This window comes from Leifsonia sp. TF02-11, from assembly GCF_017565305.1.
Classification (GTDB): domain Bacteria; phylum Actinomycetota; class Actinomycetes; order Actinomycetales; family Microbacteriaceae; genus Leifsonia.
Window position 1 is genome coordinate 55,279 of record NZ_JAGEKP010000032.1, and the last position, 10,593, is coordinate 65,871.

Here is a 10,593-nt window from a genome sequence, read left to right on the forward strand (position 1 = left end):
TCGTGATTCGTGCCACGAATGTCGACATTCGTCACGAATCTCGTGGCTTCCGCGGCGCGACACGCCGCGTCACAATGCTCGTGGGGGCTATCGCAGGGGGAGTTGACTGTGGCCGTTCCCGCTCGACGCACCGCACCGCACCGCTCGAAAGGACCACGCCATGACCGCTCCGCAGTCCCCGGCCTCCGCGCCGCTCGACCAGCCTCTCTACGGCGCCACGTTCGGCGACGCCATCCGCCGGTTCTTCAAGAAGTACGCCGACTTCACCGGGCGGGCCAGCCGCAGCGAGTTCTGGTGGTGGTTCCTGTTCGCCGTCATTATCGGGGCGGTCTACGGCATCCTGCTGCAGACGCTGGGCACGATCGGCAACGGCGGTCGCGGCCTCGGCCCGTTCGGCTGGGTGCTGGTCGTTGTCTACATCGTCTGGGACCTGGTGATCCTGGTGCCCAGCCTGGCGCTCAGCTGGCGACGGCTGCACGACGCCAACCTGGCGGGCCCGATGTGGTTCCTCGGCTTCATTCCGGTCGTCGGCTGGATCATCGTGCTGGTCTTCTACCTGCTGCCGTCCAAGCCGGAGGGCGCGCGGTTCGACCGACGCTGAGCCCGGTCAGGCTCCCGGCCGGATCCCCACGGCCGGCAGCAGCACCCCGTCGATGAGCGACAGCAGGTACGCGCGGTCGACAGGCTGCTGGAGGATGAGCACCCGGTAGGCGGTCATCGACGGCACGAGCATCGCGAGCGTCTCGACATCGGTGTCGGCCGGGATCTCGCCGCGCTCGATGGCCCGACGCATGAAGAGCCGGTTGAGGGAGGCGCGCGGCTCGACGATCGCCGCCGTCACCGCGTCGACCAGGTCGGGGTCGCGGGCGAGCATGGAGGTCAGGCCCGCCATGATCTGCAGTTTGCGTTCTCCGTCTTCGATCGCGTGCGGTTTGATCATCGCGACCAGGTCGCCGCGCAGCGTGCCGGTGTCGGGCAGGTGCTCGAAGTCGATGTCGTTCTTCTTCATGCAGGCGATGGCGTCGACGACGAGTTCGCCCTTGGATGCCCAGCGCCGGTACACGGTCGCCTTGCCCGCCTTGGCGCGCGCGGCGACCATGTCCATGGTCATCCGGTCGTAGCCGGTCTCGGCGAGGACTTCGAGCGCGGCGTCGAGGATGTCGGCGTCGCGCGTGTGGTCGCGCTTGCGCCCGAGTTTCGGAGCGGATCCGGTGGTGTCGAGCTGCGTCATTGCGGCTGTCCCCCTGTTCCTCTGTGTTCGGTGATGTGCTCTGGTGATGTCGCTTCGATCATTCTAAGGTTAATTTTAGAACTCAGTAGATCCGAAACTGCCGAGTTTCGTATATGCTGACCCGCATGACCCAGACTTCTCCCGTTTCCCCGGTCGCCTCCGCGGCCGCAGGCGGCTCCGTTCCGCACTCGCGGCGCTGGTGGACGCTCGTCACCGTCGCGCTGGCTCAGCTCATGGTCGTGCTCGACTCGACGGTCGTGAACATCGCCCTCCCCTCGGCCCAGCAGGACCTCGGCTTCTCCAACGCCGACCGCCAGTGGATCGTCACCGCGTACTCGCTCGCCTTCGGCAGCCTCCTGCTGCTGGGCGGTCGCATCTCCGACCTCATCGGCCGCAAACGCGCCTTCATCATCGGCCTGATCGGCTTCGCCGGCGCCTCCGCGCTGGGCGGCGCCGCCGGCACGTTCGGGATGCTCGTGGGCGCCCGCGCCCTGCAGGGCGCGTTCGGCGCGCTGCTCGCCCCCACCGCCCTGGCCGTACTGACGACGACCTTCACCGTCCCGAAGGAACGCGCCCGCGCGTTCGGCATCTTCGGCGCGATCGCCGGTGCCGGCGGCGCCGTCGGCCTCCTGCTCGGCGGCGTGCTGACCGAGCAGTTCGACTGGCGGTGGAACCTCTACATCAACGTCTTCATCGCGATCGCCGCGATCATCCTCGCGACGGTCTTCGTCACGGCCGGCCACCGCACCGAGCCGCGCCCGAAGCTCGACATCCCCGGCACCATCCTGGTCTCCGGTGCCCTGTTCTCGCTCGTCTACGGGTTCTCCAACGCCGAGAGCGACGGCTGGGACTCGCCGCTGACCTGGGGCTTCCTCGCCGCATCCGGCGTGCTCCTGATCGCCTTCGTGCTCTGGCAGCGCCGGGCCACCCACCCGCTGCTGCCGCTGCCGATCGTGCTGGACCGCAACCGCGGCGCCTCCTACAGCTCCATCCTCATCGCCGGCTCCGGGATGTTCGGCATCTTCCTGTTCGTCACGTACTACCTCGAGACGACGCTGAAGTTCACGCCCATCCAGACCGGGCTCGCGTTCCTGCCGATGATCGTCATGCTGGTGATCGCCGCACAGTTCTCGACCAACCTGTTCGTACCGAAGTTCGGCCCGAAGGTCATGGTGCCGATCGGCATGGTGATCGCCGGCTCCGGGATGCTGCTGCTGACCCGCCTCGGCGTCACCGCGAACTACGGCACCGAGATCCTCCCGGCCCTGATGGTCATGGGCGTCGGCATGGGCTCGATCATGCCGGCGGCGATCCAGACGGCCACCCTCGGCGTCGACCGCCACTTCGCCGGCGTCGCCTCCGCCCTCGTGAACACGAGCCAGCAGGTCGGCGGCTCGATCGGCACCGCCCTCCTGAACACGCTCGCGGCGACTGCGCTGACCGACTACGTGTCGGGCCACCTGCCGCCGACTCCGCACGTGTTGCAGGAGGCCGCGGTGCACAGCTACTCGACCGCCTACTGGTTCAGCGCGGGGCTGTTCGCCTTCGGCGCCGTGCTCTCCGCGCTGCTGTACCGGCGGCGCAAGCCGGCGGCGGCTTCGTCTGCGGCCGCCAGCGGCGCCGCCGCGCCCGCCGAGCCCGCGCCCGTCGTCGCACACTGAGCGAAGGGCACGTGGGCGCCCCTCAAGCGCAGCTTGAGGGGCGTTTGCGTGCCCTTCGGCGGCTCAGCGGGCGAGTGCACCCACGCCGACGAACGCCGGGATGTCCGCGACAGACGCAAGCACCGCGTCGTGGTCCGCGGCCTCCAGGGCCTCGCGCGGGGTCTGGCCGGTGAGCACGCCGACCGCGATCGCGCCAGCGTTGCGCGCCGCCTCCAGGTCGACGACGGTGTCGCCGGCCGCGAGCACCTGGCGTACGTCGGTGGCGCCCGTGCGCTGCATGGCGAGGTGGATCATGTACGGCGTCGGGCGGCCGGCCGGAACGTCGGAGGTGGTGACGACCGCGTCGAGCTGCCCGTCCGCGCCGACCGTCCAGCCGAGGGCCGCCAGCAGCGGCTCGACCACGTCGTCCGAGAAGCCGGTGGTCAGCGCCACCTTCACGCCGGCGGCGCGGAGCGCGTCGATGGCGGCCACAACGCCCGGCAGCGCCACCGGCGGTTCGGCGCGGTAGGCCTCGGCGAGCAGCGCGCGGAAGCGGTCGAAGCGCTCGGCGACCAGGGCCGGCTCCGAGGCGACGCCGCCGAGGCGCAGCAGAGCGGTGATCGCCTCGATCTTGTCGGTGCCCATCCAGCGCTGCAGGTCGGCGTCGGCGACCGGGGCGCCGGCCTCTTCGACGGCGCGGCGCAGCGCCACGTAGACGGCGCCGTGGTCGTCGACGGTGGTGCCTGCGATGTCGAAGGCGGCGAGCTGGATCATGCGATGGACTCCTCGATGGCGGGGCGGATGCGCGCGATGGACGGGCGCTGGGAGATGATGTTCTCCACGACGAAGTTGGTCTGGTCGGGCAGGTAGCGGTCTTCCGCGTACTCGATCGCGCGGCCCGTGGCGGTGGAGGTCACCCGACGTTCGCGCAGCAGCGGAGTGCCGGGGTCCACCTTCAACAGGTCCACGTCGGTCGCGTCGGCGGCGACCGCGTCGATGGTGTGCCGCGCGCTGTAGAGGTCGACGCCCTGGTCGCGCAGGTAGCGGAACGTCGAGCCCGAATCCGTGTCGAAGTCGAACAGCTTTGCGCCGACGTCGACGACGAAGTGCGTGCGCTCGATCATGGTCGGCACGCCGTCGATCAGCCGGAGCCGCAACAGCGCGACGATGTGGTCCTCCGGGTCGATGCCGAGCTGGGCGGCGACGAGTGTGCCGGCCGGGCGGCGGGCGATTTCGAACGTCTTCTGGCCCGGCGTCTTGCCACGCTGTTCCACCCACTCGGTGAACGAGAGGAAGACCTCCACCGGCTGGGAGGGCGTCGAGCGGCGCACGATCGGCTGGCGGCCCTGACCGCCCGCGAGGATGCCCTCCTGGCGCAGCTGGGCGAGCGCCTGGCGCACGGGGCCGCGCGAGACCTCGAACTCCGCGCAGAGCTCCGACTCGCTGGGGACCTTCGATCCCTCCGGCCACTCTCCGGTGAAGACACGGCGACGGAACTCATCGCTCAAGCGCTGATGCATCGGCTGGGTCACGCCCTGAATATACAAGTCGATCAGCGGCAAGCGCCAACAAATCCGGAGAAGTTCAAGGAAATCACCTCGCGTTGTCCCCCGCCAGGTGAACGCGACGTTAACTTATCTATACAAGTGCCGCCGCAGCTTGAGACCGGCCGTCGCCGTCGCGCAGAGTGGCCACCATGACTCAACCGCTCCTCGCCGAGACCGACGTGCTCGTGGTCGGTGCCGGCATCGTCGGCCTCGCGCACGCCGCAGCCGCTCTGCGCCGCGGGCACACCGTCACGGTCATCGACCGCGACAGCCGTGCCGTGGGCGCCTCCATCCGCAACTTCGGTCACGCCTGCGTCACCGCCCAGTCCGGCGACCTGCTCGAGCTCGCCCACATCGCCCGCGGCCGCTGGCTCGACCTCGCCTCCGCCGCGGGCTTCTTCGCCGTCAGCCACGGCGCGGTCGCCGTCGCCCGCACCGCGAGGGAGCTCGCCGTGCTCGACGAGCTCGCCGCCTCGCGCGAGCCCGGCGAGGTGCGTCTGCTCGACGCCGAGGCCGTGCGCGACGCGCTCTCCGTCCCCGGCGACGCACGCATCAGCGGGGGCGCGCTGCTCCGCGACGACCTGCGCGTCGACCCCCGCCAGGCCGTCGGTGCGATCGCCGGCTGGCTCTCCGAGCAGGGTGTCCGGTTCCTCTGGAACACGTCCTACCTCCACGCGGGCGACGGCGTCGTGCACACCTCGCGGGGGACGGTCCGCGCCCAGCGCACGTTCGTGTGCGTCGGCCACGACCTCGACCTGGTGCATCCGGTGGAGGCCGCCGACCACGGCATCCGCCGCTGCGGCCTGCAGATGGCCCGCGTCGCCGCGCCCGCCGGGGTCGCGATCGGCCCCGCCGTGCTCACCGGGACCTCGATGCTGCGCTACCCCGCATTCGCCGAGACCGCTGCCGCCGCCACGCTGCGCGACGACTTCCTGGCGGCCGACCCCGCCGTCGTCGAGATCGACGCGAACGTGATGTTCACGCAGCGGCCCGACGGCACGATCATCGTCGGCGACAGCCACCGGTACGACGCGACGATGGATCCGTTCCTGGACGAGACGACCTCCGAGGTGCTGCTCCAGCGTGTCGCGGAGGTCCTCGGAACCGGCCCGCTCCGTGTCGTCGAGCGCTGGCAGGGCGTCTACGCCCACAGCCTCACCGGCCCCTACCTCGTCACCGAGGTCGCCGACGGTGTCACGGCCGTCTCGGTGACCTCGGGCGTCGGCATGACCATCGCGCTCGGCCTCGCCGAGCGGGTGCTCGACGAGCGCCTCCCCTCTCTCACCCTCCCTTCCCTCACCACCTCCTCCCTCACGAAAGCGAACTGACCCCATGCGAAAGAACCCGATCCGTCTCGGCGTCGCCGGCGCCATCGCCGCGGCCGCGGTCCTGGCCTTCTCCGGCTGCAGCGGCACCGCGACCGCCGGCACAGGCAGCAGCACCACCGGCTCCAAGACCGTCACCATCTACAGCGCCGACGGCCTCGGCGACTGGTACAAGAAGCAGTTCGCCGACTTCACGGCGAAGACCGGCGTCACCGTGCAGTACGTGGAGGCCGGCTCCGGCGAGGTCGTCTCCCGCGCGCTCAAGGAGAAGTCGAACCCGCAGGCGGACGTGCTCGTCACCCTCCCGCCGTTCATCCAGCAGGCGAAGGCGAAGGGCCTGCTGCAGAAGACGAGCGCAGACCTCTCCGCCGTCCCCGACGCCGAGAAGGACGCGAGCGGCGACTATGTCTCGCTCGTCGAGAACTACGCGAGCATGATCCGCGGGACCGCGGCCGCCCCGAAGCCGGACAGCTGGAACGACCTGCTCGACGCCTCCTACCAGGGCAAAGTGCAGTACTCGACGCCCGGCCAGGCCGGCGACGGCACCGCCATGCTGCTGCTCCTCGAGCACAGCATGGGTCAGAAGGCCGCGCTCGACTACCTCGGCAAGCTGCAGAAGAACAACGTCGGCCCCAGCTCCTCCACCGGAGCACTCGGCCCGAAGGTGTCGAAGGGCGAGCTCTCCGTCGCCAACAGCGACCTGCAGATGGCGGAGCAGTCCATCGCGGCCGACAAATCGGCGTACGAGGTCTTCTTCCCGAAGACCGACGACGGCAAGCGCGCGACCGTCGCCCTCCCCTACGTGATGGGTCTGGCCGCCGGTGCTCCGGACAAGGCGAACGGCGACAAGCTGATCGAGTTCCTGCTCTCCAAGGAGGTGCAGCAGACGATCTCCGGCGACGCGTTCGGCATCCCGGTCCGCTCCGACGTCACGCCGACCGACGCCAACTACCAGACGCTCAAGAAGGCCCTCGACGGCGTCGAGATCTGGCAGCCGGACTGGACCTCGGTCCTCGGCTCGCTCGACGACACGGTCGCCGCGTACAAGACCGCGACGGGACAGTGATATGTCGACGACGATGACCGATGACCGCGCGGCGGCCGTCGAGTTGGAGCGGGTGAGCGTCGCCTACCGCGACACCACCGCCCTGCGCGACGTCAGCCTCCGGATCTCCGCGGGCGAGACCGTCGCCCTGCTGGGCCCCAGCGGCTCGGGCAAGTCGACGGCGCTCAAGGCGATCGCGGGCTTCGAGGCGGTGTCGTCCGGCACGGTCCGGCTCGGCGGCCGCGACGTCACCGGGCTGCCACCGGCGGAGCGCGGCATCGGCATCGTCGTCCAGTCCTACGCACTGTTCCCGCACCAGCGGGTGCGCGACAACGTCGCCTTCGGCCTCGCCGCCCGGCGGGTGCCGCGGCGCGAGCGCGCCGAACGGGTGGCGGCTGCGCTCGCGATGGTCGGGATGTCCGACTTCGCCGACCGCTACCCCGCCCAGCTCTCCGGCGGCCAGCAACAGCGGGTGGCGATCGCCCGGGCGCTGGCGCCCCGGCCACGCGTCCTGCTGCTCGACGAGCCGCTCTCCGCGCTCGACGCCCGGCTGCGGGAGTCGATGCTGGAGGAGCTTCAGCGGCTGCGCTCCGAGCTGCCCGACGTCGCGATGCTGTACGTGACCCACGACCAGTCGGAGGCGCTCGCGCTGGCCGACCGCATCGCGATCATGCGCGACGGCGTGATCGTCGACATCGATGCGGCCGAGGAGCTTTACACCCGGCCGCCGTCGGTGTTCACTGCGACCTTCCTCGGCGGCGCCAACATCCTGGAGGCGACCGTCGTGGAGGCCGGCGCGTCCAGCGAGTGCGTCGAGCTGATGCTCTGCTCCGACCGGCTCTCCGGGCGTTCCCTTTCACGGCGTGTGCCGGGCGAGCGGGTGCTCGTCAGCGTGCGCCCGCACGCGATCGCGATCGGCGCTCCCGGCGCGGAGCCCGGGCTGGCGGCCGAGATCGAGTCGGTCGTCTGGCGCGGATCGGCGCACCACGTGCGCGCCCGGCTCGCCTCCGGGGCGTCGGTGACCGTGATCGCGCCGCTCGCCGGCGCCCGGCCGCGGGTGGGCGACGCGGTGTCGCTGCTCGTGCGGCGGGAGGATGTCCACCTGCTGGATGAGAAGCCGGGCGCGGGTGTTATGGCGGCTGCCGGTGTCGCGGCGGCCGCCGGTGTCGAGGCGGCCGCCGGTGTCGCGGGCGCTGCGGCACCCGGCCTCGATGCGAGAGTGGGCGTCGAGACGCGCGCGGGGGCCGCCGCGTGATCGTCCAGCCCTCCGTCTCCGTTCCCGTCGCCCGCGAACCGCGTCGCAGCCGCCGCGGCAGTGCGACCCGCCGGCCGACGGCCTCCCTCGGCTGGCTGTGGGCGGCGGTGCCGACAGCGCTGCTCGCGCTGTTCGTGCTGGTTCCGCTCGCCGAGATCGTGGTCCAGTCGTTCCTCACCGACGACGGCGCCCCCGCAGGACTTGCCCAGTGGGCCTCCGCGCTCGCCTCGCGCTCGCTCTGGACGTCGCTCGGCACCACGCTCGGCGTCGCCGCCGCGTCGACCGCCGGATGCCTGTTCGTCGGCGGCTTCCTCGCGTTCGTCCTCGTCTTCGTGCCGTTCCGCGGGTCGGCGATCGTGCGCAGGGCGATCGAGACCGTCGTCTCGTTCCCCTCGTTCCTCATCCCGCTCGCGTTCGTGGTGCTCTACGGCAACGCCGGCGTGCTGCACGCGCTGCTCGGGCCGGCCGCGGGGCGGTTCTCGTTCACCAACAGCGTCGCCGGCGTCGTCGCCGCCGAGATCACGTTCTACACGCCGTTCGTCGTGGCGCCCCTGACCGCCGCGTTCGCGTCCGTCTCGCGCGACCAGCTCGATGTCGCGGGGAGCCTCGGCGCCGGGCCGCTGCGGATCATCCGCACGGTCGTGCTTCCGGAGGCCGCGCCGGCGATCGGGGCGGCCGCGATGCTGACCCTCCTGCTCACGATGAACGAGTTCGGCATCGTGCTGTTCACCGGCGCCAAAGACGTCCAGACCCTCCCGATGCAGATCTACACGGACAGCATCGTGAGCTTCGATTTCAGCCGTGCGGCCATCCTCGCGATCGTGCAGATCGTGCTCTCGGTCGGCATCTACCTCCTCTACCGCCGGGTCGCCGCGCGGTGGACGACCGCGAAGGGCAGCCGATGATCGTCTTCTCCACCCGGGCGAAAGTCATCCTGCGCGCGTGCTTCGCCGTGCTGTTCGCACTGATGGTGGTCCTCCCTGTGGCCGTCATCGTCCTCGCCGCCTTCGCGACCTCGTGGAACGGCGTGCTCCCGTCCGGCCTGACCGTCGCCAATGTCGCCGAGGCGCTCGGCGGCGACGACCTCGCGAGCCTGCGCGTCAGCGTCGAGACCGCGATCATCGCCGCCGTGCTCGCGGTGGCCGTCGGCACCTGGGCGGCCGTCGCCGCCCGGAGCGCCCCGCGCCCCGTCGCGCGCACGGTGGATGTGCTCTTCCACCTCCCGGTCTCCGTGCCCTCCGTCGTCGTCGGGCTCGGGCTGCTGATCGCGTTCAGCAAGCCGCCGCTGCTGCTGAACGGCACGGCGGCCCTCGTCGTACTCGCCCAGACGGTGCTGGTGCTCAGCTTCGCCTACAGCACGGTGTCGGCCGCCGTGCTGCGTCTCGATCCCGAGCAGGAGCGGGTCGCGTTCAGCCTCGGCGCCTCCCGGGCGCGCGTGCTGACGCGGGTCACACTCCCCGCACTGCGCCCGGCGATCGGCGCCGCCGCCGGCCTGGCCGTCGCACTGTGCATGGGCGAGCTCGGCGCGACGATCATGGTCTACCCGGCCAGCTGGCGGACCATGCCGATCTCGATCTTCACGGCCTCCGACCGCGGAGACCTCTACTCGGCCGCGGCCGGCGCGCTGCTCCTCATCGCCGTGACGTTCGTGGCGGTCACCGCGACGGGGGTTCTCGTGCGACGCGCACGCACGCGGTGACCTCGGTGACCTACTCGGGCTGCTCCGGCTCGGCGTTCTCGCGCAGCTCGGCCTTCACCTCGTGCTCGACCAGAACCGGCACGAAGTCGCGCACCGGGGCGTCGTCGTACTCCTCGCTGTGCTCCTCCACCAGGCGATCGATGTCCTCCCGGGGTACGTCGGGGAAACGCGCGCTCAGCCGCTCGGCGGCGTGCTCCAGGGCGACCGACTCGTCGGCCAGACCGTCATGGGTGGTGGTGTTGTCACGGATGGTGCCGGCGTTCACGGGGGTCACCTCGTCCATGCCGCCGATTGTGCACCGTCCTCGGGAGACCGCAAGGGGCCGCGGGGCCGGAGCTCCCTGACCGGATTCTGGTAGATCGCTGTGCGGCACTGGACGCCTGGCGCCCACCGGGATACTGTCCACGGTCGGTCTGCGTGCCTCCTCGCCCGCGGCCCGGAAGGAGTCCCGTGGCCCTCAACCTGCCCCTGTCCCCCCACCTCAGCGCCCGGTTCGGCGCAGACGCCACCGGTGAGCTCACGGTCGACGGCGCGCCCGAGTGGTTCGCCGAGGAGAGCACGCAACGGCTGCGGGAGGTCGTGCTGCGCCGGGTCGGCGACATCGCGGCTTCGGCCGGGCACCCCGTGCAACTCATGGTCTCCGACGACGAAGGCGACTGGCTGCTCGCCGTGCACCCCGACGGAACGATCGGCGACGAGGAGGAGCTGCCTCCGGAGGTGGCGGCCGCTCCGCCCGCCGCCGCGTCCTCGCCGTCGGCCGGCGGCTTCGCGGCCCTGCTCGACCCGGCGGGGTCGGTGGCGGGTGAGAGGTCGCCGGGCGGTTCGGTTGCGGGCGGTTCGGTTGCGGCCGG

At 71.2% G+C, this 10,593-nt stretch carries 11 protein-coding genes and 1 pseudogene; 8 read left to right on the forward strand and 4 right to left on the reverse strand.

The features are described from left to right. Nucleotides 1-160: 160 nt before the first annotated feature. The gene (locus JNB50_RS24240) at nucleotides 161-601 is read left to right on the forward strand and encodes a DUF805 domain-containing protein (RefSeq protein WP_208042653.1); all 441 of its coding nucleotides are present in this window, start codon (nucleotides 161-163) and stop codon (nucleotides 599-601) included. A gap of 6 nt (nucleotides 602-607) precedes the next feature. Here the strand turns inward: JNB50_RS24240 and JNB50_RS24245 are convergent, their stop codons facing one another. Then, on the reverse strand, nucleotides 608-1,231 hold the full coding sequence (locus tag JNB50_RS24245; RefSeq protein ID WP_208042654.1) for a TetR/AcrR family transcriptional regulator: 624 nt from the start codon (nucleotides 1,229-1,231) through the stop codon (nucleotides 608-610). A 125-nt stretch (nucleotides 1,232-1,356) separates the two neighbouring features. On the opposite strand from JNB50_RS24245, the gene JNB50_RS24250 reads away from it, so the two are divergent. After that, nucleotides 1,357-2,892: an MFS transporter gene (locus tag JNB50_RS24250; RefSeq protein WP_243768935.1), complete on the forward strand. Its 1,536-nt coding sequence runs from the start codon at nucleotides 1,357-1,359 to the stop codon at nucleotides 2,890-2,892. Nucleotides 2,893-2,955: 63 nt separating this feature from the next. Here the strand turns inward: JNB50_RS24250 and JNB50_RS24255 are convergent, their stop codons facing one another. Next, nucleotides 2,956-3,645, reverse strand: a complete 690-nt coding sequence (locus JNB50_RS24255; RefSeq protein WP_208042656.1) for a phosphonatase-like hydrolase — start codon at nucleotides 3,643-3,645, stop codon at nucleotides 2,956-2,958. Next, nucleotides 3,642-4,403, reverse strand: coding sequence for a GntR family transcriptional regulator (locus JNB50_RS24260; protein ID WP_307794863.1), 762 nt, complete (start codon nucleotides 4,401-4,403; stop codon nucleotides 3,642-3,644). Before JNB50_RS24260 ends, JNB50_RS24255 begins: the two co-directional genes overlap by 4 nt. Nucleotides 4,404-4,558: 155 nt before the next feature. On the opposite strand from JNB50_RS24260, the gene JNB50_RS24265 reads away from it, so the two are divergent. The 5 genes from JNB50_RS24265 to JNB50_RS24285 are packed head-to-tail and all read left to right on the forward strand — an operon-like array spanning nucleotide 4,559 to nucleotide 9,742. Beyond that, nucleotides 4,559-5,746 carry a TIGR03364 family FAD-dependent oxidoreductase gene (locus JNB50_RS24265; protein ID WP_307794864.1) on the forward strand — a complete coding sequence of 396 codons (1,188 nt, stop codon included), beginning with the start codon at nucleotides 4,559-4,561 and terminating at the stop codon, nucleotides 5,744-5,746. A gap of 4 nt (nucleotides 5,747-5,750) precedes the next feature. After that, nucleotides 5,751-6,809, forward strand: coding sequence for a 2-aminoethylphosphonate ABC transporter substrate-binding protein (locus JNB50_RS24270; protein WP_208042658.1), 1,059 nt, complete (start codon nucleotides 5,751-5,753; stop codon nucleotides 6,807-6,809). Nucleotides 6,810-6,822: 13 nt separating this feature from the next. Further along, nucleotides 6,823-8,043, forward strand: coding sequence for an ABC transporter ATP-binding protein (locus tag JNB50_RS24275; protein WP_208042659.1), 1,221 nt, complete (start codon nucleotides 6,823-6,825; stop codon nucleotides 8,041-8,043). Then, nucleotides 8,040-8,948: a 2-aminoethylphosphonate ABC transporter permease subunit gene (locus tag JNB50_RS24280; RefSeq protein ID WP_307794865.1), complete on the forward strand. Its 909-nt coding sequence runs from the start codon at nucleotides 8,040-8,042 to the stop codon at nucleotides 8,946-8,948. The genes JNB50_RS24275 and JNB50_RS24280 overlap by 4 nt, the downstream gene beginning before the upstream one ends. Next, the gene (locus JNB50_RS24285) at nucleotides 8,945-9,742 is read left to right on the forward strand and encodes an ABC transporter permease (protein WP_208042660.1); all 798 of its coding nucleotides are present in this window, start codon (nucleotides 8,945-8,947) and stop codon (nucleotides 9,740-9,742) included. Before JNB50_RS24280 ends, JNB50_RS24285 begins: the two co-directional genes overlap by 4 nt. Nucleotides 9,743-9,752: 10 nt before the next feature. Here JNB50_RS24285 and JNB50_RS24290 read toward each other — a convergent pair whose 3' ends face one another. Next, complete coding sequence (locus tag JNB50_RS24290; protein ID WP_243768936.1) at nucleotides 9,753-10,025, reverse strand: three-helix bundle dimerization domain-containing protein; 273 nt, start codon at nucleotides 10,023-10,025, stop codon at nucleotides 9,753-9,755. Nucleotides 10,026-10,192: 167 nt separating this feature from the next. On the opposite strand from JNB50_RS24290, the pseudogene JNB50_RS24295 reads away from it, so the two are divergent. Beyond that, nucleotides 10,193-10,593: pseudogene (locus tag JNB50_RS24295) on the forward strand (hypothetical protein); the annotation flags it as partial.

Excerpts from the sequence above, each read along its gene's own strand:
- JNB50_RS24240 (WP_208042653.1), top strand. The coding sequence starts at position 161 with ATGACCGCTCCGCAGTCCCCGGCCTCCGCGCCGCTCGACCAGCCTCTC.
- JNB50_RS24245 (WP_208042654.1), bottom strand. The coding sequence starts at position 1,231 with ATGACGCAGCTCGACACCACCGGATCCGCTCCGAAACTCGGGCGCAAG.
- JNB50_RS24250 (WP_243768935.1), top strand. The coding sequence starts at position 1,357 with ATGACCCAGACTTCTCCCGTTTCCCCGGTCGCCTCCGCGGCCGCAGGC.
- JNB50_RS24255 (WP_208042656.1), bottom strand. The coding sequence starts at position 3,645 with ATGATCCAGCTCGCCGCCTTCGACATCGCAGGCACCACCGTCGACGAC.
- JNB50_RS24270 (WP_208042658.1), top strand. The coding sequence starts at position 5,751 with ATGCGAAAGAACCCGATCCGTCTCGGCGTCGCCGGCGCCATCGCCGCG.
- JNB50_RS24275 (WP_208042659.1), top strand. The coding sequence starts at position 6,823 with ATGACCGATGACCGCGCGGCGGCCGTCGAGTTGGAGCGGGTGAGCGTC.
- JNB50_RS24285 (WP_208042660.1), top strand. The coding sequence starts at position 8,945 with ATGATCGTCTTCTCCACCCGGGCGAAAGTCATCCTGCGCGCGTGCTTC.
- JNB50_RS24290 (WP_243768936.1), bottom strand. The coding sequence starts at position 10,025 with ATGGACGAGGTGACCCCCGTGAACGCCGGCACCATCCGTGACAACACC.